General features: G+C 48.3%; 23 protein-coding genes. 19 read left to right on the top strand and 4 right to left on the bottom strand.

Annotated elements, in window-relative coordinates:
* Positions 1–201: 201 nt before the first annotated feature.
* Positions 202–1,299: a 3-phosphoserine/phosphohydroxythreonine transaminase gene (gene serC / locus AC01YT_RS08975; RefSeq protein ID WP_476674703.1), complete on the top strand. Its 1,098-nt coding sequence runs from the start codon at positions 202–204 to the stop codon at positions 1,297–1,299.
* Between the two features lie 56 nt (positions 1,300–1,355).
* On the opposite strand, the gene AC01YT_RS08970 is transcribed toward serC, so the two are convergent.
* On the bottom strand, positions 1,356–2,003 hold the full coding sequence (locus AC01YT_RS08970) for an O-methyltransferase (RefSeq protein ID WP_476674701.1): 648 nt from the start codon (positions 2,001–2,003) through the stop codon (positions 1,356–1,358).
* A gap of 228 nt (positions 2,004–2,231) precedes the next feature.
* Between AC01YT_RS08970 and AC01YT_RS08965 the strand changes: the two genes are divergently transcribed.
* The 10 genes from AC01YT_RS08965 to AC01YT_RS08920 are packed head-to-tail and all read left to right on the top strand — an operon-like array spanning position 2,232 to position 10,232.
* A complete protein-coding gene (locus AC01YT_RS08965; RefSeq protein WP_476674699.1) occupies positions 2,232–2,717 on the top strand; it encodes an NADH-quinone oxidoreductase subunit J in 486 nt (161 codons plus the stop codon).
* Positions 2,718–2,723: 6 nt separating this feature from the next.
* Positions 2,724–3,035, top strand: a complete 312-nt coding sequence (locus tag AC01YT_RS08960) for an NADH-quinone oxidoreductase subunit NuoK (RefSeq protein ID WP_476674697.1) — start codon at positions 2,724–2,726, stop codon at positions 3,033–3,035.
* A gap of 4 nt (positions 3,036–3,039) precedes the next feature.
* Positions 3,040–4,842 carry an NADH-quinone oxidoreductase subunit 5 family protein gene (locus AC01YT_RS08955; RefSeq protein ID WP_476674695.1) on the top strand — a complete coding sequence of 601 codons (1,803 nt, stop codon included), beginning with the start codon at positions 3,040–3,042 and terminating at the stop codon, positions 4,840–4,842.
* A complete protein-coding gene (locus AC01YT_RS08950; protein ID WP_476674693.1) occupies positions 4,843–6,348 on the top strand; it encodes a complex I subunit 5 family protein in 1,506 nt (501 codons plus the stop codon). It abuts the gene before it with no gap.
* A gap of 15 nt (positions 6,349–6,363) precedes the next feature.
* Complete coding sequence (locus AC01YT_RS08945) at positions 6,364–6,675, top strand: hypothetical protein (RefSeq protein WP_476674691.1); 312 nt, start codon at positions 6,364–6,366, stop codon at positions 6,673–6,675.
* 24 nt (positions 6,676–6,699) lie between these two features.
* Positions 6,700–7,215 carry an NADH-quinone oxidoreductase subunit B family protein gene (locus AC01YT_RS08940; RefSeq protein WP_476674689.1) on the top strand — a complete coding sequence of 172 codons (516 nt, stop codon included), beginning with the start codon at positions 6,700–6,702 and terminating at the stop codon, positions 7,213–7,215.
* Positions 7,212–7,721: an NADH-quinone oxidoreductase subunit C gene (locus AC01YT_RS08935; protein WP_476674687.1), complete on the top strand. Its 510-nt coding sequence runs from the start codon at positions 7,212–7,214 to the stop codon at positions 7,719–7,721. The genes AC01YT_RS08940 and AC01YT_RS08935 overlap by 4 nt, the downstream gene beginning before the upstream one ends.
* On the top strand, positions 7,718–8,806 hold the full coding sequence (locus tag AC01YT_RS08930) for a hydrogenase large subunit (protein ID WP_476674685.1): 1,089 nt from the start codon (positions 7,718–7,720) through the stop codon (positions 8,804–8,806). The genes AC01YT_RS08935 and AC01YT_RS08930 overlap by 4 nt, the downstream gene beginning before the upstream one ends.
* Before the next feature lie 33 nt (positions 8,807–8,839).
* Positions 8,840–9,778, top strand: coding sequence for a complex I subunit 1 family protein (locus AC01YT_RS08925; RefSeq protein WP_476674683.1), 939 nt, complete (start codon positions 8,840–8,842; stop codon positions 9,776–9,778).
* 10 nt (positions 9,779–9,788) lie between these two features.
* A complete protein-coding gene (locus AC01YT_RS08920; protein ID WP_476674681.1) occupies positions 9,789–10,232 on the top strand; it encodes a 4Fe-4S binding protein in 444 nt (147 codons plus the stop codon).
* A 533-nt stretch (positions 10,233–10,765) separates the two neighbouring features.
* Here AC01YT_RS08920 and AC01YT_RS08915 read toward each other — a convergent pair.
* From AC01YT_RS08915 to AC01YT_RS08905, 3 genes are all read right to left on the bottom strand, one after another.
* Positions 10,766–11,584: a carbohydrate ABC transporter permease gene (locus tag AC01YT_RS08915; protein ID WP_476674679.1), complete on the bottom strand. Its 819-nt coding sequence runs from the start codon at positions 11,582–11,584 to the stop codon at positions 10,766–10,768.
* A complete protein-coding gene (locus AC01YT_RS08910; protein WP_476674677.1) occupies positions 11,581–12,477 on the bottom strand; it encodes a carbohydrate ABC transporter permease in 897 nt (298 codons plus the stop codon). The genes AC01YT_RS08915 and AC01YT_RS08910 overlap by 4 nt, the downstream gene beginning before the upstream one ends.
* 79 nt (positions 12,478–12,556) lie before the next feature.
* Positions 12,557–13,891: an ABC transporter substrate-binding protein gene (locus tag AC01YT_RS08905; RefSeq protein WP_476674675.1), complete on the bottom strand. Its 1,335-nt coding sequence runs from the start codon at positions 13,889–13,891 to the stop codon at positions 12,557–12,559.
* Positions 13,892–13,958: 67 nt separating this feature from the next.
* Here AC01YT_RS08905 and AC01YT_RS08900 point away from each other — a divergent pair, with 67 nt between their 5' ends.
* From AC01YT_RS08900 to AC01YT_RS08865, 8 genes are all read left to right on the top strand, one after another.
* Positions 13,959–14,825, top strand: coding sequence for a response regulator (locus AC01YT_RS08900; RefSeq protein WP_476674673.1), 867 nt, complete (start codon positions 13,959–13,961; stop codon positions 14,823–14,825).
* 9 nt (positions 14,826–14,834) lie between these two features.
* Complete coding sequence (locus AC01YT_RS08895) at positions 14,835–16,418, top strand: sensor histidine kinase (RefSeq protein ID WP_476674670.1); 1,584 nt, start codon at positions 14,835–14,837, stop codon at positions 16,416–16,418.
* On the top strand, positions 16,321–16,977 hold the full coding sequence (locus AC01YT_RS08890; protein ID WP_476674668.1) for a response regulator: 657 nt from the start codon (positions 16,321–16,323) through the stop codon (positions 16,975–16,977). The genes AC01YT_RS08895 and AC01YT_RS08890 overlap by 98 nt, the downstream gene beginning before the upstream one ends.
* A gap of 322 nt (positions 16,978–17,299) precedes the next feature.
* Positions 17,300–18,634: an alpha-galactosidase gene (melA, locus tag AC01YT_RS08885; protein WP_476674666.1), complete on the top strand. Its 1,335-nt coding sequence runs from the start codon at positions 17,300–17,302 to the stop codon at positions 18,632–18,634.
* A complete protein-coding gene (locus AC01YT_RS08880) occupies positions 18,635–19,684 on the top strand; it encodes an amidohydrolase family protein (RefSeq protein WP_476674664.1) in 1,050 nt (349 codons plus the stop codon). It begins immediately after the preceding gene.
* A gap of 56 nt (positions 19,685–19,740) precedes the next feature.
* A complete protein-coding gene (locus AC01YT_RS08875; protein ID WP_476674662.1) occupies positions 19,741–21,093 on the top strand; it encodes an extracellular solute-binding protein in 1,353 nt (450 codons plus the stop codon).
* Between the two features lie 76 nt (positions 21,094–21,169).
* Entirely contained in the window at positions 21,170–22,072 is a 903-nt protein-coding gene (locus tag AC01YT_RS08870; RefSeq protein ID WP_476674660.1) for a carbohydrate ABC transporter permease, read from the top strand.
* Position 22,073: 1 nt separating this feature from the next.
* Entirely contained in the window at positions 22,074–22,931 is an 858-nt protein-coding gene (locus AC01YT_RS08865) for a carbohydrate ABC transporter permease (RefSeq protein WP_476674658.1), read from the top strand.
* Positions 22,932–23,236: the final 305 nt, after the last annotated feature.

Genomic DNA, 23,236 nt, shown 5'->3' with positions numbered 1-23,236 from the left:
CATTGGCTTTTGCCCTATTGGGTATCTAAATATTAAAACTTTAAAAAGCCCTAGGCGTGAGTACTGAAATTTGGTAAATTGTTAGACAAGTTTTTATACCACTTCTTCAAAATTGGGGTATGATAATATATAAGCCCAACAGGTTTGAGGTCGTTTAGGGCCATTCCAATTCCAAGATTTCTCCGACTGTGAGGTCCCCAAATGAACACCTATAAACGAGTCCACAATTTCAATCCCGGTCCTTCAGTCCTTCCGGTGCCGGTTCTGGAGCAAGCACAGCGAGAGATGCTTGACTATCAAGGCACCGGAATGTCGGTAATGGAAATGTCACACCGCTCTAAAGAGTTCGAAGCCATCATCCAAACTGCCGAAGCTGACCTGCGCGAACTCATGGGTATTCCCCAAAACTACAAGGTCATGTTCTTGCAAGGTGGGGCATCGTTGCAGTTCGCTATGGTGGCAATGAACTTACGGCCGGCTGGTGCTTTTGCTGATTACATTGTAACCGGTGCCTGGAGCCGTACCGCGCTCAAAGAGGCGCAGAAACTGGGCAACACGCGTGTGGTTTTTAACGGGGAAAGCGAAAACTTCACCCGATTACCCGAGGATGGTGAACTTTCATTTGATCCCAATGCCGCCTACGTTCACTTCTGCCATAACGAAACCATCCATGGTGTTGAGTTCAAACGAGAACCGGCTGTGCCTGAGGGGGTACCATTAGTATGCGACATGTCCTCAGATTTCTTAAGTCAGCCAATTGATGTCAGCAAATACGGTGTCATTTACGCCGGCGCCCAGAAAAATGCCGGTCCTGCTGGCGTCACGATTGTGATTGTGCGGGAGGATCTGCTCGCCCGGGTACCGGAGAAACTCCCCGTGATGCTGGATTATAAGGTGCTGGCTGAAAGCGGCTCTCTCCACAATACACCACCCTGTTACGCCATATATATCACCGGTTTAGTCCTAAAATGGCTGAAAGGCTTGGGTGGTGTGTCAAAAATGTACGAGATTAACCGCCAGAAAGCCGATATGGTATACAAGGTAATTGATGAAAGCGGCGGCTTCTACCGTGGTCATGCACGTCCTGAGGCACGTTCCATCATGAACATCCCCTTCCGCTTGCCTAGCGAGGAGTTGGAGGAAATCTTCGTAAAAGAGGCCAAAATGGCTGATTTGATCGGGCTGAAGGGGCACCGTTCCGTTGGCGGCCTGCGGGCTTCACTCTATAATGCGCTTCCGTTAGAGTCCGCTCGCGCATTGGTAGATTTCATGAAAGACTTCCAACAACGATACGGATAAGATAATAGAGAACTTTCCCAAGCCCCTTGCTTCCATCATGGCAAGGGGCTTTACTTTTAGCGCTTGACCGCAACCAAGGTGCCATCACCAGCAGGGTAAATGTGTGCCACAACTCGCGAATCGTTAGCAATCATGTGGTTAAAGTTCCGTATCGCGTCAATGGCAGGGCCGTGGAAAGGTAGGGCCACACTCCCTCCCCACAGTGCATTGTGAAACGCAATCACCCCGCCGGAGGGGACCACGGTTAAGGCCCAGTCATAATAAAAAGGATAACCCTCTTTATCCGCATCTATGAAAACAAAATCAAACGGCCCCAACCGCGCTGCCTTGGAAAGCAAGTGCTTGGCTTCACCTTCGAGAAGGAGAATTCGCTCTGCCAGGCCTGCCCGCTCAAAATTCTGTCGGGCTAGCGCCGCATGTCGAGCCGATTTCTCAATGGTGACCACAATGCCATCTGGGGGAAGTGCGCGTGCAAGCCATAGCGTGCTGTAACCAACCAGCGTACCGATTTCCAATACGTGGCGCGCCCGGGATAAACGTACCAGCAATCCCAGAAATGCGCCTTCCTCTGGAGTAATGGCAATATCCGGAAGACCCAGGTCAAGGGACGCTTCACGTACTTGACGTAGAATCTCATCCTCTGAGGCGAATAGGCGAGTTATATAGTCGTGAATGTTAGGTGAGTCAGGGGTAGTTTGGGGCATTTAACTTGATTTAGCAATACATCATTTCCATCATAATGGTGGAGGTTTTTAATTACTGTGGAATTATACAATGACCTCAAGCCCGTTTGCCATGGTCCATATATTCCAATTCCTCTGATGCAATAACTCATGAAGATTAGCCCAAATTATTGTGATGACTTACACGTGACAAAAAGCACAAACTTGTTATATACATGATTAGTCAACGTTGAGGCGAGGAGGTAGCGTATGCTTTATGCACTGGTAGGGGTAGGGGCGTTAGGCTGTGCCATTGCAGCGGTTGCATCGAAACGGATGTTGATCTCTGCCATTTGGTTAGCCCTGGCAAGCGCGCTAGTCGCTTTAGATATGTATTTGCTAGGAGCGCCCTTCATTGCCGTCATTGAATTGAGCGTAGGGGCGGGGTTGGTTACCGTCCTTTTTGTCTTTGCCATCAATCTAACCGAAGACGAAGCACTTCCTGTCCCGAATTCTGGGCTCAAATGGCTTGCTCTCATTTTAATTCTGACCTGCAGTGGTATTACCGCTTATTTAGTCATCCCACGTTCATTAATGTCCCCATCTAACCCTGAAACCCTGTCTCTTCTCACGATTTTTTGGGATCTACGACGTCTGGAGACCTGGCTACAGGCAATTCTTATTTTCGCCGGGGCGCTTACAGTCTTGGGACTTTTCCGCTCAACATCCCACGAATCGGCCAAAAAGGAGGAGTAATTTATAATGGATTACCTCAATGGGATTGTCATTGCCCTGACCATATTGGGGTTAGTTGGGATTGGAATTTACGCTATCATCGTTTCGCGTAATCTGATTAAAGTCGTGGTCGGACTGCAGATTATGGTCAAAGGCGTCCTGCTGGCCTTTGTGCTTGCCGGGCGAGCCAGCGGCAATATTGGACTTGGGCAAAGCTTAGCACTTACTGTTATTGTTGTGGATACCATTGTTGCGGTTATCGCCTTAGCACTTACGGTTCAAGTGCGCAGGCGTTTTGGAAGCCTGGATCCACAAGACTTAACCACATTGCGGAGGTGATACGGTGCCAAACTGGTTACTCCTCCTTCCTATAAGCATTCCTTGGTTGGGATGCATTAGCGTTTGGATAGCGGGAGATCACCGTCCCAAACTCCAGCATGGCCTAGCGGTTTTCTTTTCAGTGCTGTCCGCTGGCGCTGGCTTAGTGTTGATTTCGTATAGCACACAGCAACTCACCCTGATACTCCCTCTCGGCGGCATTTTTGACGACTTTCGTTTAGCCACCGATGGATTAGGCGTTTTTCTGGCTGTGGTCGCTACGGTGATTGGCATGCTGGCCGTGATCTTCTCTGTGGACTACATGCATGGTGAGCATTCATTGGGACGTTATTATGCCTTTGTCCTTTTCTTTATCGGTTCAATGGTTGGGTTGGTGCTGACTACCAGTTTGCTTTGGATGTTTGTGTTCTGGGAACTCACGGCACTGTGCTCTTATGCCCTGATTGCGTTTCACAATGATGATCCCAAGGCCGTTCGCGGTGGGATCAAAGCATTAATCATGACCCAGTTCGGCGGATTAGGACTGCTCTTCGGTGCCCTTGTGCTGTATGCCTATACTGGGAGTTACGACATTAATTTATTTTTGAGCAACCCTGCTGCCCTTCCCGCCTCAGTGTTAAGCTGGATGGCATTTGGTTTTTTGATCGCCGCTGCAGCAAAATCGGCCCAGTTCCCGTTTCAGACCTGGTTACCGGATGCTATGGAAGCACCCACGCCAGTGAGTGCGCTTATTCACGCTGCTACGATGGTCAATGCCGGGGTTTATCTTTTAGCGCGATTTTATCCAGCGTTCGAAGCGGTGCCGGGTTGGAAACTGGCCATCATGATCGTCGGAATGCTCTCAGCCCTTCTTGCTGCCCTAATGGCACTGGTGGCCCTTGATTTGAAGCGCGTGCTAGCCTATTCAACCGTAAGTCAGTTGGGATTTATGTTTTATGCGGTTGGTGCTGGCGGGATTTTCGCTAGCCAATTCCATCTCATGAGTCACTCTGTCTTCAAGGCACTGCTCTTTTTAGGTGCAGGTGCAGTCATTCACGCTTTAGGTACCCGGGATATGCGCGAGATGGGAGGGCTAGGCAAAAGGATGCCCTTTACCCGGACGGTGTTTATTTTAGGTGCACTTGCCTTGGCTGGTATCCCTATCTTTAACGGCTTTTGGAGCAAGGAGTTGATCCTGGAGGTGGGTTTTGAGCATAGCAATCCTGCTTGGATCGCTGCTCTAATGGTCTTAACCGTAGGATTGACTGCAGCCTATACCCTGCGTATGGTTATTCTAGTCTTTTATGGTAAAGCGCGTTCAGAACATCACATTCATGATGCGGGAGCAGCCATGAAAACCGCTCTGCTGCCACTGGCAATTGGCTCCCTGAGTACGTGGCTCTTGCTTGGACCCTTCTACCAAAGCCTTAAGACCAGTTTGCCATTCCATAACCTGGAATTAAACGAAGTGTGGGTTCAGTTAATCGAAACAATCCGCCCTGCAGGCTGGATGACTCTAGAAGTGGGATTAGAAATATTAAGTCAAACCTCAACCTATCTGGTTTTGCTGGTGATTATAGTGGGTGCGGTTGCCTGGTTGCGACGCGACCGAATAAGCTCTCTTCTGATGACATTCAAAGGGGTGGAAAGGGCAGCACAAAACGGCTTTGGATTTGAGGCTATAAACGAAATCGTGGTCCGTGGCATTCAGCAAACCGGCGAGGCATTACGAGTCACTCAAACCGGACATCTGGCGTGGAATGTCATTGCCATGCTGTTGGGTTGGCTAGTGATCCTTATCCTAACCGTGCTGGGGAGGATCAGTTAGATGGATGCGAACATGGCCGTCATAGGACTATTTGTTTTGCCATTTATTGGAGCCCCATTGGTTTATTTGGTGGATCGGATTCTCTTGCGCCGGGGATCTAATTCGCGCTTTAGTCAATGGATGACCTTGTTCTTGCTGGTACTTTGTATGATTGGTTTGTTTGTTTTCTGGACGCAAAATGCCTCTCATAATTCATTATGGATCTTGATCGGTTCTATTTCGCTCCATTGGGATGGGCTATCATTTCTATTGGCCTTTACGGTTGTCTTATTGGCAACATTGGTTACATTGTTTTCCGGTCCTTACATTAGTGCCGAGAAAGCCCAGGATAAATACTTTGCATTACTTTTGTTAATGGTTGGTGCCATTATTGGTCTTGGGGCCGCAAATGATTTGTTCAACCTGTGGGTATGGTTCGAACTGATGGCTGTTAGCACCTATCTTCTGGTGGCTTTTTATCCCCAGGAGAAAGGCTCGCTTGAGGCTGGGGTCAAGTACTTGGTGCAGAGCGCTGTTGGATCGGTGTTTGTTCTCCTGGCCATTGCAATTACTTATGCCTATGCTGGGACACTCCAATTGGATGGCATCCGCGCCCGATTTGTTGAACTCAGTCCTGCTCTGATTGGGGCTGGAATACTGTTTATTGTTGGTTTTGGGGTCAAGGCTGCCCTGGTCCCCATGCATACCTGGTTGCCAGATGCTCATGCCCAAGCCCCTAGTGGAATTAGCGCCATGCTCTCGGGGATTGTCATCGAAGCCGGATTGGCGGCGATGCTCCGCGCGCTCTTTGCGCTTGGCGCAGAAACCACCTGGTGGGGTACGCTTTTGATGGGATTTGGCGCGATCAACATGTTCCTAGGGAATTTGCTCGCACTGCGACAGCAGCAAATCAAGCGATTGTTGGCTTTTTCCAGTGTGGCACAAGTAGGTTATATGCTAGCGGGAATCGGGGTCGGGTTGGCCTATCACCAACCCACGGCAATTGTCGGTGGAATGTTCCACCTTTTCACCCACGCCCTCATGAAAGGATTAGCCTTTCTAGCCGTGGGTGCGCTTCTGTATGCTTTGGTTATTAGTCAAAACCGGCATACACCACTGACGCTCGATGATGTTAGAGGAGCAGCCCGCCGCTACCCGCTGGTCTGTTTAACTCTGGCAATTGCACTGTTAGGACTGGGGGGATTACCACCTATGGCTGGCTTTATGTCAAAGTGGCAAATCCTGGTGGGTGGTTTCATGAGCCAATCTAGTGCTGGGGTAGCCCTAATGGTTTTTGCAGGATTAAATAGTGTCTTGTCGTTGGGATATTACGCTCCGATCGTGAACCGGCTTTATCAGCTATCCCCGTCTGAAGCCGTGGAGAAAGGTGGGCGTATTCCAGGACTCATGGTATTGCCATTGATGCTCTTCGGTTTAGGCATTCTGCTCCTGGGATTTGTTCCTTCGCTAATGAATCCCATTAATGAATGGGCTGCATCAAGTCTAATGGGTTTGGGAATACGCTAAACTGGGAGAAGGCTTATGGAGATTCTACTGACTCCCCCTCTTGCTTTTCTGATTTATCTGGTGGTTTCATTAGGAATTTTAGCATTGGGTAAACTTCTTGCCCCACCTGAAAAATCCTCACCGCTCAAAGAGAGTCCTTATGCCAGCGGCGAGGAAGCGGAATTGGGTTTTGCCGCACCAGGATATTCACCTTTCTTTCTAATCGCGTTCTTCTTTGCCGTGCTTCATTTGGGTGTTTTGATCATCGGTACTGGAGAATTTTCACCCCGGATATTGCCTTACCTTATCGGTGTGTTATTGACTTTGCTGGCAGTTATTTTAGGATAGGAATAACCGTAAAGGAGCATAGAGATGAACGAGAAAAAAGATTCGTGTTTTCTGGACAAGGTACGTACTTGGGCTAGAGTAAATTCCCCTTGGGCTTTGCACTACAACAGCGGTTCTTGTAATGGTTGTGATATCGAAATCCTGGCCACTCTGACTCCACGCTATGATGTGGAACGGTTTGGAATTAAATTGCAGGGTAGCCCTCGTCATGCGGATGTGTTAATCTGCACTGGGCCGGTAACCTTGCAATCACGCGATCGCTTGCTTCGCATTTATGAACAGATGCCGGAACCCAAATTTGTGGTGGTTGTGGGTTCATGTGGAATTTCGGGGGGAGTCTTCCAAGGATGTTATAACGTCCTGGGAGGGATTGAAAAAGTTATTCCGGTAGATATGTATATTCCGGGTTGCCCCCCAAAACCCGAAGCAATTATTTTTGGTATCGTGCAACTGCTTGAAGCCTTGAAAACAGGGCGCAGACCCGATTCAATCGTTTCTTTGCCGCAACCGGTATTCGAAACTGCGGGAGGAGCAGAATGAACCAGGAAGCAACCCAGGATGAGCTTCTAAAACAGGCGCTAAATGTGATCCGTCCATGGGTTAAAGAGGAACGCACTCCTCAATCCAACCGTCTGGATGTAGTGATCGGACGTGAGGATCTGTTGGCAGTGGTTGAGGCACTAAAGAATGCCCACTGGGGTTATCTAAGCGCTATTACCGGAATGGATCGTCCGGCTACGTCAACACCTGAGTCCGCAGAGAACCAGGAAGGCACAATTGAAGTATTGTATCACTTTTGTGAAAAAAATAACGTCCTGACTCTGCGCGTTAGTGTTCCCTACTGTGATGCTTCTCTCCCATCAATTTGCAATATTCTACCCTCGGCGACCTTATTTGAGCGCGAATTGAGCGAGATGTTTGGTGTCAACATTATAGGAACACCGGATCCCAGCCGGCTACTTCTGCCGGAAAACTGGCCCCATGGGGTTTATCCCTTGCGAAAATCGTTTACCGGCTTTTCAGAGGTTACGGAGGCGCAAAAATGAGCGGTGAGAGATTTGTTATTCCTATCGGCCCTCAACACCCAGCATTAAAAGAACCGAGTCATTTCCAGATTTTTGTAGACGGTGAACAAGTGATCGGTGCCACTCTGCGGTTGGGTTATGTGCACCGTGGAATTGAAAAGGGGGCTGAGCAACGCACCTGGACCCAAAATCTCTATTTAATGGAACGCATTTGTGGCATTTGTTCCCATGTTCACGCACTAGCGTTCTCACAGGGTGTTGAGGCCCTGGCTGGGGTACAAGCCCCACCCCGGGCTCGTGCTATCCGGCAAGTTATTGCCGAATTGGAACGCCTTCACAGTCATTTGCTCTGGCTAGGGGTTGCCGCTCATGAAGCGGGGTTTGATGCGTTGTTCATGTACAGCTGGCGGGACCGCGAAGTCGTTATGGACTTACTGGAATTGGTAAGCGGCAATCGGGTCAACTACTCAGCCAACTTGCTCGGCGGTGTGAAGTTTGACATCACAGCTGAGCAAAAAGTTCGCATCTTAGATGGGCTAAACTTTATCGAGGAACGGGTGCACTATTATCTAAGTGTGGTCAATACCGATGAAACCTTTCTGGCACGAACCCGTGGGGTTGGTCTGCTTTCCCGAGACGAAGCTGAACGCTTAGGCGCCGTTGGTCCAACAGCACGGGCTTCCGGTGTGACACGGGATGTACGGGTGGATGCTCCATACGCCGCCTATTCTGAGTTTCCGGTGAAGATGGTCGTCAGTCAGCAGGGAGATTTGCAAGCCCGCTTTGTCGTCCGCCTGGATGAGTGCTTTGAGAGTATCCGTGTTATTCGTGAGATTCTGAATAATATGCCGGAAAGTGAACTGGTCGCTAGAATGCCTCGGCGTATCCCCGCTGGGGAGGTGGTCAGCCGCGTTGAAGCACCAAGGGGAGAACTGTTTTATTTCATTGTTAGCAGTGGTGGAGATAAACCCGAGCGAGTTAAGGTACGCACACCCAGCCTGGCAAACTGGGGCACGGTATTGGCGACTGCCCCAGGTCATAAACTGGCTGACATTCCCATGTTGGTAGCCGGAATCGATCCTTGTTTCTCGTGCAATGATCGATGATGCCAAACCTGTTGTTCACGGAGTAGCCATCCTATGACCCTGAGTCTGCATCCATTGGTGATACTACTGGTTTTTCCAGGCGGGTTGTTCCTGATCCTGGCCGGTTTGGTCTATGAGTATGTGGATCGAAAACTGGTGGCACGATTCCAAAACCGCATCGGTCCGCGCTGGTTCCAGCCGCTTGCAGATCTGGTCAAACTTCTTTCAAAGGAAGAAATTGTTCCTCAGGGTGTTCAGCGTGGGCTATTTTATCTTTTACCTCTTTTTGCTCTTGCCTCCGCACTAACCGCTGCGCTCTATGTACCTATGGTTGGCTTTGAACCTGCTTATACCTTTCAGGGGGATCTTATCGTCACAATTTATTTACTCAGTGTGCTAACTTTAAGTATGGGGCTTGCCGGTGCGAGCACGGTAGATCGTTTCGCGCTGGTGGGTGCCACCCGAACATTGACACAGTTATTCTCATATGAGGCGCCCTTTATGCTGGCGCTATTAGGACCAGCCATTACGGCACAGTCTTGGCAAATTGGTACCATCAATGAGTTTACCGGACAGAATCTCTGGTTGTTGGTTGCCCAGCCCATCGGATTCTTGGTTGCTATAGTAGGCTTGATGGGTAAGTTGGAACTTCCTCCCTTTGATGCACCTGAGGCTGAAACGGAAATTGTTGCGGGTGCTCTGACCGAGTACAGCGGACGTGGTTTGGCCTTATTCCGCTTGGGAAAAGATATCCAACTGGTTATTGGATTAACGCTAGTATCAGCGTTTTATTTAGGAGGATTACATTCACCTCTCGATTTTATCCTCAAGACCTTGGGATTGCTTCTCGTTGTCGCTTTGATGCAAACTCTTTTTGCCCGTTTGCGCATTGACCAGGTGGTTGGATTGTGGTGGCGAATTGGGACGATTTTGGCAATCATACAGTTGATCGCCATCATTGCCGGACGCTATTTAGGGACTCTATTGTTCTAGAGGTGTAACTATGACCATTGGCAGTATGTTCGGCGACGTCTTTCGCTCGTTGTTTAAGAAACCCGTTACGGAGCGTTACCCATTCCAACGCCCTCGGATTCCAGAGCGTCTGCGCGCAAAAATCGTGTGGAATCCGGAGAATTGCTCAGGTTGCCAACTCTGTGTTAAGGATTGTCCGGCTAATGCGCTGGAACTCATTGTTGTGGATAAGGTTAGTAAACGGTTTGTGATGCGTTATCACGCCGATCGCTGTATTTATTGTGCCCAATGTATTGAGAGTTGTCGTTTTAAATGTCTGGGGTTTTCCAGCGAGGAGTGGGAACTTGCCTCAGCCAACAAGACACCCTTCGAGGTGTTGTATGGGCGAGATGAGGATATTCGGTTCCTGCTCGAACGCGCTGCTCAGGCGTGCTCGGAACAACCGGAGGAGTGTCGAGAGGTTAAGTCATCCTAATTGTCCCAATATTGGGGAGAGTGTGTGTTTAGTAATTGCATGTTTCAATTACTCTAACCATTAACAAACTTAGAGTTTGCTCTTGTTTCGTGGTGCTTTATAGAACGCGTAAATAGAATCGCCAATGTTATTCGTGTAGATTAATTTGAATTTTGGGAAGACGACCCCATGAAAAGCCAACAAGAACACACGGTATCAAAAAAGCAACGCAAATTACAAATTCGGCCTGATGGTTTGTGTGCATAGAACAACACAGTAAGCCTAGAGATAGCTAGAATTAATTCAACATCACAATTATATGTGCTTGACAACAATCGAAAATATATAAATTCTGATTTGTATAAATAATCAGAATTTATATTGGCGTTCTTACATTACCGTTTCGGTACTCTGTGACTCATAAATAAGCCAGTGAATGATGGACAAGAGATATAGTTGCTAAAGCCCAACCGACCCGTGTGCTTACGTGGCAATAGTACCAGTTTATGAAATGTCGTGTAATGTTAAATGCACCTTTTAGAAGCGCCGCCGGATTATCCCTTAAGGGATCCAGCCAGCAATCCGCGCAAGAAATAACGTCCCGCAAGAATATAAACCAATAACGGCGGAAGTGCCGTCAAGAGCGACCCAGCCATTTGGACATTCCAAGCAATAATCTGACTACCAGCCATGTTGTTCAATGCCACTGTAATAGGCCAATCCTTATTTCCCGTCAGGACTACTGCAAACAAGAAATCATTCCAAGCAGAGGTAAATTGCCAGATAAGTACTACGACAAAGCTTGGAATAGAGATTGGGAGCAAGATATGTCGATAAATCTTCAACATATCTGCACCATCAATCTTCGCCGCTTCCAGCAACTCTTGGGGTAAACCGGCGTAATAGTTGCGAAACGTCAGTGTTGTGATGGGTATGCCGTAGATAATATGGGTCAGGGTTAACCCTAACAGTCCTTTGAGTCCAATAGCATTCATAAATTGCACCAGAGGAATAAGGATACTCTGGTAAGGGATAAACATCCCAAACAGGATAAAGGGGAAAATTAGATCTGCCCCCTTGAATTTCCACTTAGCGAAGATATATCCATTAAGAGAACCCAGTGCTGATGATAACACTGCTGCAGGAATTACCATTGTAAAACTATTCCACAGCGATGGCGCAAGTTTCGAATAAGCCTCAACGAAATTGTCAAAGTGAATACCGCAAGGCAGATTCCACATGGTTCTCAAATCCACCTCGGCAAAACTCTTAAAACTGGTTACCAACATCACGTAAAGCGGAATGAGGTAAAAAATCGCCATGAGGATGAGAGGAATATATAGAAAATTCTTACTCAAACGCCATTTTTTCATTTGAACGACTCGTTTCTCAGAGTATAGATAATGTAAGGGATAATAAGAACAGCCACGCTGATTAAGAGCAATATACTGATTGCTGCTCCTCGCCCATAAAAGAGCCCGTCAAATGTGGCTTGCCACATGTAAATGGCAGGCACATCGAGCGGGAGCTGTTTACCAGCAATTGCAATGATAAGGTCAAAGACTTTCAGAGACATGTGCCCGAGAATAATAAGGGCACTCAAGGTAATTGGTGTTAGGAGCGGTAAAACTACATAGCGATAAATCTGCACTTCATTGGCTCCATCTATTTGCGCCGCCTCACGCAACTCATGGGGAATGGCTCGCAATCCCGCTAGATAAAGGGCCATTGTATAGCCGGACATTTGCCAAATAGCCGCCAATGCCACCGCTGCAATCCCCCAGGTGGGCGTGGTATGCCAAGCGTTTTGAAGGAAGTCTAGATGGAGATATGAAAAAAGCAAATTAAAACCGCTGGTACGGCTCCCGGTTGCCGGGTTCATCAACCAGCGCCAAACCACCCCGGTTACTATGTAGGAGATCGCCATTGGAAAAAGAAATAGACTGCGAAAGAAGCCCTCGCCCTTAAGTCCCTGATCAAGCAATACAGCCAGAAAAAAGCCTAATAAGATGCTACCGACGACGAAGACACTAGTAAAAATAATAGTATTGCGAATATCAACCGCGAAACGAGGGTCAGAGAACAGGTTGATGTAGTTTGCCAATCCATTCCAGGCATAATCTGGGTTAAGTCCTTTCCATTTGCTCAAGGATACACGAATTGTCCACCCTATAAATGCATAGATGAATATTAACACTGCCAGGATAGATGGCGTGACAAGCACAACGGAGAGAATTCGATCTTTGTCTTTGATGAACTTTCGCATGAGCGGGACCCTATTACCTTGATTTTGAGGGGTGAGGGCTCGTTGGGATGAATACCCCTCACCCCTCCATCGTTTCACCTTACTTGCAAGGGCCGGAGCTCTTGCACGCAGCAACTAAAGCCGCTTGGAAGTTATCAATATTTCCGTCTTGGACAAAGAGCCCAAGAGCAGTATCAATTTCAGATTTCCAGGAATCATTGGCGACAACGCCGTGCGTGAGAGATCCCACCACCGTATTGGTTGCCCAATCATTCATGGCTGATTGGAGATACTCGCCAAACAGACTTTTATCGCAATCGGTTCGCGCACAAATTGAGCCCTTAACCGGGTTGAAGGCCTCCTGGCCGGCTTTAGAACCAGCAACCTTCAGCCACGCAATGGCACCCTCGGGGTGCGGAGCGCCAGCAGCAAGGACAAAGGAATCCGACAGGAACTGGAAAGTCCCCGACGTACCCGGGACCGGAGCCCAGCCATAATCAACCTGTGGGGTTTTGCCCAACTCGCGGAAGTATCCCTCAGCCCAGTCACCCATTACGTTGAAAGCGGCATCGCCATTCACGATCAACTGGGAAGCATCTTGCCATGAGAGCGAAGCCGAATCCGAATTGGCATAAGTCAAGAGTTTCGCAAAATTTTCCAGTGCCACCTTGACTTCTGGGCTCCCCCAGTCTGTCTTCCCGCTCCATAACCCGTTGTAAGCCTCAGGGCCAAGGGTGCCGAGCAGGACCGTTTCGAGTAGATGCATCTTTGTCCATTGCTCACCCAGCGCCAGGGGGGTGACACCGGCGGCTTTGAGCGTATCCATGGCGGTAAACCACTCATCTATAGTGGTGGGAACGTTGATGTTATGATCCTTCAAAATCTTAGGGTTATACCACAGCACATTGGCCCGATGGATGTTGACCGGTACAGAGTAAATCTTCCCATCCTGGGAAATGAGCGGGATAAGGGTTTCCGGCATTACCTTGATCCAACCCTCCGACTCGTAGAGATCGTTCAGTGGCAGGATTTGATTACCGGCAACATAGGTGCCAATGAGTTCCTGCCCAGCATGTCCCTGCCAAGAATCCGGTGGATCCCCTGCTTGTAGACGGGAAGCCAACACCGCGCGCGCGTTCGTGCCGGCCCCACCGGCTACGGCGGCGTTGATGAACTCAATGTCAGGATACTGGGTCTTAAAGACCTTGATCATGGCCTCGAGACCAGCGGCCTCTCCTCCTCCCGTCCACCAAGAGAAGACCTCAACCTGCTGTTTACCACTGCTGGGTTGCGCAGCAGGGCTAGTCGGTTGAGCAGCTTCCTCAGTAGCCACTGGTTGTTGGGCTGGCGTAGCAGTCGGCGTTGTGCCACAAGCCGTAAGGACGACCGAGAGGATTACAAATAGTCCCAATAGGGTCAAGCTAAACCGTTTCATTTCTTTCCTCCTTCTTCTTATTGGCGACCGTCAATTCCGACGGGATCACAGCCGGGCGCTCCAAGCATTGAGCTCCCGCATTTGGGAGCGCTATTTCCTCGGTGATACAGTAAACGAAACCGTCGGAACCTCCTCCTCTCCTGAAGATGATTTTGTCCTTCATCTTGAAAGGCTTGACCTTCCTGAAGTATTGAGAAGTTTGGAGAAAATTCTAGCCCAGCGCTTCCAAACCGAGCAGCTTCATCTTGATCTCAAAATGCCCGCGCGCCCTATAACCATCTTAGCCGATAGAGTGCTGCTTCGGCAAATCCTATTAAGTTTGGTCAATTATGGGTTGCAACTTTGTTCTGGGAATAGTCTTGGGCTGTGGTTGGAGAGCCAGCCCGACAATACTGTCATTCACATCAATTTTGAGACAGATGAACAATGGGAGATTAACCGGGAGGAAGGGAAAGATTTACTGAATTATATTCGCGCTTGGGCACAACGAATGAGGATTCAGATAGACGAACATTATCCACCACCCGGGCAAAGGGGGAATGTTTCCCTTAATCTAATGTTTGCCCCGATCCCACACCGCACAATCCTAATCATTGACGATCAGGCTACCGCGTTGAAGATGTTTGAACGTTATTTGAGCCATACCGGGGTTGAGGTTGTTGGGATCACAAATCCGGAACAAACTTTAGAGGTGGCCGGAAAGATGCAACCGGATTTGATCATATTAGACGTCATGATGCCACGTTTGGATGGCTGGGAAGTACTCCAAGCATTACAGTTAAACCCTAAAACCAGCAAAATCCCAATCCTTGTCTGCTCGGCTTGGGATGAACCGGAGTTAGCCTATTCACTAGGAGCAGCAGCATTTCTCAAGAAACCCATCCTCCAGAGACAACTCCTCGACGTCCTCTACCAACTAAATATGCTCGATTAGGAGCATGCTATGCCTTGGATCAAAAGCATCTCTGGTGAAGATTCGGATTTTGCGGATCTGGTCAAGTCCACGGCGCGAAACTTAATCTTTACGCTGGGTGGCTTGTACTTATGTTGGCATATCGTTGCAACCCTGGGTTTTCCCCAAACCTTCAACCCAAGCATTTGGATTATATCCGTTTTTATGGTTGGTCTTGTTTGGCTCAGTTTATACTTACTTGAACGCAACTACCTTCTTTCCCAGGTAATATGGTTGTTGGGGTTAAGTGTTGGAATCCTGATTGCCTTTTACTTATACCATCAGCCTGCAACCCTCTTTCTTTTCATGCTCTTACCGCTTATTGCTATAGTAACTTTAGGGGTCGTTGGCCTGTTTATCACCGATTTGGGAATTGTGTGCATTGTCTTAGCCCTTCCTCGCTTTTTTACTGTTCCAGACGGTTATACATTGGTGCTCATCATTGGGGGTGCATTTATCAGCCTTTTCGGGTGGGCTCTTTCAAGCAACCTTATTGAAGCCCTTGACTCGGCCTACTACCATTACACCGAAGCCCGCCGGTTATTGGAAGAGACACGCGAGCATCGCGCCGAATTAAGCCGTGTTCTCAAAGAAATGAACCACGCCAATTATCAGTTAGAACGCCTCAATGAGATGCTCGCCTTCGCTCGGGCTCAAGCCGAAGAAGCAAGAGAAGCGCGCAATCACTTTGTCCTGGCGGTCAGTCACGAGCTGCGTAGTCCGTTGAATTTCATCATTGGTTTTAGTGATTTAATGGTCAACGCTCCAACAACTTATGCGCCATTAGAAACCTGGCCCGCCGGTCTATATGATGACATCCGGGAAATCTACAACATGCGTTTGATCAATGACATTCTCGACATGGGTAAAATTGACGCCCGACAGATGAGCCTCTTTCGAGAGAAGGCCCACCTGGATCAGATTATTACTGAAGTGCATCAAATGGTATCCAGCGCGTTTGAGGAAAAAGGACTGTGGATCAAACTTGAGATCCCGTCCGATTTACCTCCCGTTTTCGTGGATGCCACCCGCATTCGCCAAGTATTGCTCAATTTGTTCAATAATGCATTGCGTTTCACCGATCAAGGGGGTGTTACGTTGCGGGTTGAGAAATTAGAAGACTCGATATGCATTAACGTCATTGATACGGGTGTAGGGATTGCTCCCGAAGACTTACCAAAAGTTTTTACCGAATTTCGTCAAGTCGGCGAAGAGAACTGGCGCAGACGATCCGGTACCGGATTGGGGCTCTATATCAGCCGGAGATTTGTTGAATTACACGGGGGCAAAATGGGGGTTGAAAGTCGCCTAGGAGAAGGAAGCCGCTTTTACTTTACCCTTCCCCTAGCTGTACCTCACGAGGAATCGGTCCCCATAGGCCCAAGTGGTTATCGTACTGTATCCGCACAAGATAATAAGTTTGTGTTGTTTGTCACCCCCAATAATGAACAGGTTCAAACCATACGCCAGACTTTGGATGAATACGTTTTCTACCCAGATAGAGCAACTTTACCCGCGGGCAGTTTTAATCTCATCCCAAGCCGGTTCTATATCCCCTCAGTGTCTCCCTTATGAATTACCGGTGATCAGAATACACCTCCCCCACGTTGCCTCACAAATAGGTTCTATCCATTCCTACCTCTTAAAACCCATCTCTCGGCACGCGTTGTTGGACACAATAAAATCCTTAGGGGCTCACGTCCATTCGATCCTCGTAATTGATGACGATCCCGCAATGGTTCAATTTATAACCAAAGCGATCCGATCTGTTCAATTAGACCATACAGAATATCGTTTATTCAGTGCCCTTAGCGGTGGTGAAGCCTTCAAAATCTTAGCCGAATATCCCATTGATGCCGTGTTGCTTGATCTTGAGTTGCCGGATATTCACGGTTGGGATTGGCTAGCAAAACTACGTCAAACCCCTGCATATGCTGACCTACCCGTAGTAATTATCTCCGCGGAAGAGCAACCAGAAGCCACACTCTCACCCGAGGGTAACGTCCTCGAATTAAGCCTCTCTCGCCCATTGACCACGCATGAAACGCGCGAAATAATTCGCGCAATTCTAAACACAATTTTGCCTCGCTACCCAAAAACAACCACATCTACCGATTTTACAGGTCACAATTAACCTGGCGTTGCTGCCATAAAAGCGCGTTTTTGAGTTAAATTAAGACAAAAACTCTTGATTTTTCCCTTCATATGTATCATAATCAATCGTGTATAATCACATTCGATAGCGATCACTTGCATTAACTCTCTCTGTGAGGTTTAGAGCCATATTCATCTCTTGCTTCCCTGTCGCCCCCTCAAAATTGGAGTCCATTCCCGATAGTCCTGTACCTTACTTTCAAAAATGCTTCAACCAGCAATGCGTTTTCTCCAGTCATTTCTAAGTCATACCGCTAGTAGTTCCTAATCTCCCCTATTTTGACCAGAACAGGAAGGTTGCAATGACTAAGATCGCGTTTATCGGCGCTGGTAGTCTTGAGTTCACTACAAGCCTTGTGCGGGATGTCCTTACCTTCCCTCTCTTACAAAACGCTACCCTTGCGCTAATGGATATCAATGCTGAGCGCTTAGAATTTGCCGAGCGGGCGGTGCGGAAAATCGTTGCGGCTGGAAACTACCCTGCTAGCGTACAGGCAACCCTCGATCGCACCGAAGCCCTTAGAGACGCTGATGTAGTGCTCACCACAATCCTCGTTGGTTCCACAAATGTCTGGCGCCACGATATAGAAATACCCAAGAAGTATGGGGTTGATATCAACGTTGGCGATACCCGCGGCCCAAGCGGCATCTTTCGCTTCCTGCGCACACTGCCCCCCATGCTTGAAATCGTTCGCGATATGGAACGCCTTTGTCCTAAAGCCGTTTTGCTTAATTACACCAACCCCATGGCTATGCTATGTGGAGCCCTACAACGTCAGACCTTTATTCCGGTAACGGGTCTTTGCCACAGCGTGCAAGGGACGGCTAAAATGTTGGCCGAGTGGATCGGAGCCCCTTTTGATGAAATCACTTACACTTGTGCGGGAATAAACCACCAAGCCTTTTTCCTAAAATATGAATGGAATGGTGAAGATGCCTATCCCCTCATTCGCAAAGCTGTCATCGAACGTCCTGAGATTTACAACCAAGAGCAAGTGCGTAACGAGATGTTTCTTCATCTCGATTATTACCCTACCGAATCAAGTGGACACAACTCAGAATATAATCCCTGGTTTCGCAAACGCCCCGACCTGATCGAAAAGTACTGCACCCATGGTACGGGTTGGAACCCCGGTGAGTATGCTTACATACTCAAAGAATATCAAAAAACCGAACTTACTTGGAAAGACCGCGTTCGTGAAGAGCTAGCGCGCGAGTTAACGCCAGAAGATCTAAAACGTGGTGACGAGTATGCCGCGTACATCATCAATGCGCTGATGGGAGGTGAACCCTTCGGCTTTAACGGAAACGTGCCTAATACTCACCTGATTACCAATCTACCCTTTGGGGCTTGCGTGGAAGTTCCCGTTTATGTGGACAAAGGGGGTTTTCATCCCATCCATGTGGGTGCTCTGCCTCCCCAACTGGTCGCGCTAATTCACACCAATGTCATGGTGGAAGAGATGGCTATTGAAGCCGCACTAACTGGAAATGCTCGTTTGGTAATGCAGGCCTGCCTCCACGACCCCCTGACTGCTGCAGTTCTTTCCATGGAGGAAATCAAAACCATGGTCAAGGAAATGTTTGTCCAAAATCGCGCATACTTGCCTCAATTTACCAAGATTGATGTGGAGTAGATGGAAATGCTTCTGGAAAACTACCGTCCTCGCCCCAAATTGGTGACCAAAGTTACATCGGTCCTTTACCCTGGTTATCCGGTCATTGATGCTCACAACCACCTGACCGAGCCGTTTGGTGGCGGTTGGGACAAGAAACCCCTCTCTCAATTGTTAGATATTTTGGATGAAGCAGGCGTGCGCATTTATGTTGATTTGGATGGCGGTTGGGGTGAAAATGTACTTACCCTCCACCTCGACCTTCTCAAAGCCCGTGCTCCAGAACGATTTCGCGTCTTCGGGGGTGTGGATTGGAGTAAGTGGTCAGAATTGGGCAACCGTTTTCCAGATTGGGCAGCCGAACGGCTGCGAGTCCAAAAAGAATGGGGGGCTGACGGTCTTAAAATATGGAAACTTTTCGGCCTTCAAGTACGCGATCACGAAGGAAATTTGGTCAAAGTAGACGATCCACGGCTAGATATCCTCTGGGAAACAGCAGCGGATTTAAAGCTTCCGGTGATTATCCACGTTGCCGATCCGGTAGCCTTTTTTGATCCCGTTGACGAAACGAATGAACGCTGGGAAGAACTCCATCAGCATCCAGATTGGGTCTTTACCAGCCCCCCTTACCCGCCATTTACCGAGATTTTAGAAGCCTTTTATCGTTTAGTCAAAGCGCACCCACGCACGCTATTCATTGGTGCTCATGTTGGCTGTTATGCCGAAAACCTTGCCTGGGTAAGTAAGATGCTCGACGATTGTCCCAATTATTACATTGATATTGCTGCGCGAATTGGCGAACTTGGACGACAACCGTATTCGGCCCGACGTTTCTTTATCCAATATCAAGATCGCATCCTTTTCGGTAGTGATCTAGGCCCCGATTTAGAGGCCTATCGCATTTATTACCGCTTCTTAGAAACTGATGATGAATACTTTAACTACAACCCCGGAGATGTCCCTCTCCAAGGGCGCTGGTTTATCTATGGCCTTTACCTCCCTGATGAGGTGCTGGCTAAGGTTTATTACCAAAATGCCCAGGAGGTGCTTGGAATCCAAACTTTACCCTGACTCACAACCCAGACAACACTTACCCGATCTTGTCTTTTCAGGAAGGAGAGATGAAGATGAAACGCAATCCCTTGTATTTGCTTATGATTCTTGTTTTGGTGTTTATGGTAGCCCTCTCAGCATGTGCTCCAGCTGCTACCCCCACCCCTACCGCTCCAGCTCCGACCTCAGCAATTGCCGAGCCCACCACACCGCCTACGGCGTCTCCTCAACCCGCTCAGGAAAAAATCACGGTAATCTTTCCCCGTCACGAGGCCGATATCGTCGGCGCCTTTGAGGCCCGTGTTCGCGAATTTGAAAAAACAACCGGGATTAAAGTCGAATTGATTCAGAGCGACTGGGATTCGGTTGCCGACCGCGTGATCCCTGAAATGGCAACAAGGGGTAGCGCTTATGATGTGGTGGAATTCGATAATGGCTGGGTGGCTGAGTGGTGTGGGGCAGGATGGGTTACCCCCCTCAATGATTTCATGCCTGAGGGATTTACCCAAGGCATGATCCCTGGCCTAGTAGATCTCTTCTCCTGCCCGGACGGAAAACTTTACGGCGTGGTTTGGAACAATGACACGCGTTTCTTCTATTACAACGCCGCCAAGTTAGAAACTGCCGGTTATACCCAACCCCCTCGCACCTGGCAAGAATTTAAAGAGATGAGTCTGGCTGCCAAGGATAAGGGCGTGGTCCAATATGGCATGGCGCCATCTTGGAATCAAGAATGGGCACTGGCTAACGAATTCCATTTCTGGACCTATACCTTCGGCGGCAAAATTGTTGACGAACAAGGGTGTTTCGAGTTTAACAAAGATCCTAACACGCTGGCAGCCCTTCAATTTATGATTGACGCGCTTAAAGAAGGTGTGGCTAACCCTGCAGGCTTAACTTACGACCAAGCCACTGCTCAAGATGCTTTTCTCAAGGGTGATACACTATTCCTGCCTCAGGGTATCGCGGGCTTAATGGCTTATACCCAGGATCCCAACATTTCAAAAGTTGCGGGTCAAGTTAAAGTTGGCCTTGTGCCTGGTGCCACTCCCGACTTAAGCGCAACCCTTACTCTACCTGAAGCCTATGCCATTCCGGTAAACTCTAAACATAAAGAAGCAGCCTGGAAGTTCATCCAGTTCATGACCAGCCGCGAGACGAATAAAATTCTTGCTCAGGAAATCGGTCTATTGCCCATCTGGACCGACCTCTATACCGATCCTGACCTTCTGGCCAAATATCCCTTCTGGGCCGATTTCCAAGCACAGTTGTCTACGGCGCGAGGTCTTTCCAAGTTAACTTGGTATGGCGACTTTGTGGATGTGACCATCGCCGAGATTCATAAAGCCTTGGCGGGCGAACAAACCGCCCAGCAAGCGTTAGATAACATGGCCAAAGGATTGGCCCAGTTTGAGTGTCAACCCTAATCAAATGAAATGGGGGGACAAGATGATTAGGCATCATGTCCCCCCAGCTCCAAGGGCGAACACACTGACTATGCCGATGAAATTACGCTCACGCCCTCTAGCAGACAACCCACAACTATTAGGCCTATTACTCACTTTGCCAGCATTGGTGGCCATACTAGCGGTGGTTTTAGTCCCAATCGTTAGTTCCTTCTGGCTTAGTCTTCATCAAAAGGATCTTTCGCGCCCACAATACGATGCTTTTATCGGTTTTAAGAATTACCTAACCCTGCTACGCGATTCGCGTTATCTTAACTCGCTTTGGGTTACCTTCCGCTTTAGCCTAACTTCAGTCATTATGGAGGTAATCCTTGGAGTAAGCATTGCCCTGGTCCTAAATCAACGCTTCGTGGGACGGGGCTTTGTGCGCGGTTTGATGATATTGCCATGGGCGATGCCTTCAATTGTCAATGCAGCCATGTGGAAATGGATCTATAACGCCGATTATGGGGCGTTGAATGCCTTACTCACCCAACTGCATATCATTGAAGGTTATCGTGTTTGGCTGGCCGATCCAACCTGGGCAACGATCTTGATCATTCTTGCAAATGTTTGGAAAGAAACACCCTTTACAGCCATCCTGGTCCTGGCGGCACTCCAGGCTATTCCAGAGGATCTCTATGAAGCAGCCCGTGTGGACGGCGCATCGGCCTGGCGTTCGTTTTGCCATATCACTCTTCCTCTTATCAGCCCTGTGCTCATGGTTGCAGCAATGTTGCAGTTTATCTGGGGCTTTCAGACCTTCGAACTTGTTTACGTGACGACAGGTGGTGGGCCTTTCAGTACCACGGAATTGACCACCTTAAGAGTCTACGCAACAACCTTTCGGTCGTTACGCTTTGGGTACGGTGCCGCTATGGCTTACTTGACCAGTTTGGTTATTCTCATTCCGGCGGTTTTCTATATTCGCTCGGCATACCACCGTGTTGTGGAGATGTAGTATGCGAGTCTTTTTAAAGCGGTTTATGCCCAGGCTCTTGCTCTACATTCTGGTTTTAACAATTGTAGTGTGGACTATTGCTCCCTATTTGTGGCTGATTATTTCATCCTTCTCCTCCAAAATTGATTTGCTAACCGTGCCTCTGCGTTGGATCCCCTCTCGACCTACATTAGAAAATTATCGTTCGCTCTTTTTTGAGTACGGGGAAGAAAGCGTTAACGTTCGGCTTTTCATAAAGTCCCTAACCAATTCCGTAATTATCTCATTGAGCACGATGAGTATTGCAACTGTCTTGGGAGTTTTTGCGGCTTATGCCATTGCCCGGTTGCGCTTTCGCGGCAATCAGGGGATGGTCCTGACCATGATGTCCATTCAACTGATCCCCCCCATTATCCTGGTCATCCCTCTTTATGTAATCATGCGCCAGGCAAAATTGCTGGATACCCACCTTGGTCTCATTATCGTAGATTTAAGCATTGCTTTGCCCTTGGTTATCTGGTTAATGCGCAGTTATTTTGCCTCTATTCCTTCGGAATTAGAGGATGCTGCCCGCATTGATGGATGCACGTATTTTGATGCACTATTTCGAATCGTCCTTCCCCTTTCTGGACCTGGATTAGTAAGCGTAATGATCTTTGCCTTTATTGCATCATGGAATGAATATCTCTATGCCTTTATCTATACGAACATTAATGCTAAAACTCTACCTGTCTTAATCGGGGAGTTCAGTACCAAACTTGGGCTTGAGTATCTGAAAATTGCAGCAGCAGGAGTATTAGCCAGTTTACCCCCCGTGTTTTTAGCATTGCTCTTCCAGCGTTTCATTATCCGAGGTTTAACTGCTGGCGCAATTAAGTGAGCAAACCATGGAAAGAAAAATATGGGTATGGTCTTAAAATTTGGTACTTTGAACTTAGTTTTCGATGAGCGGGCTGCAATTTCTCTGTTTCATAACGAGAAGTTGGTCAGCCAACTCTTCCCTTTGGTAGAACTCTATAATCAAATCCCTTTAGATTCACCAGTAAAAACTGCCTTCCAAGGTCCTGTAGACCTTTTCTCTTCGCTAGGGAAAGGGTTTCGTTATTCGGTTAAGGCAACATATAAGTGTGATTTAATCCTCATCATCAATATCGATCATTTTCCCCGATGGTACGATACCGTCTT

The sequence above is a fragment of the Thermanaerothrix sp. genome, assembly GCF_056331585.1.
The sequence above is the reverse complement of the archived record's forward strand: the minus strand, read 5'-3'. Positions and strand labels throughout refer to the sequence as shown.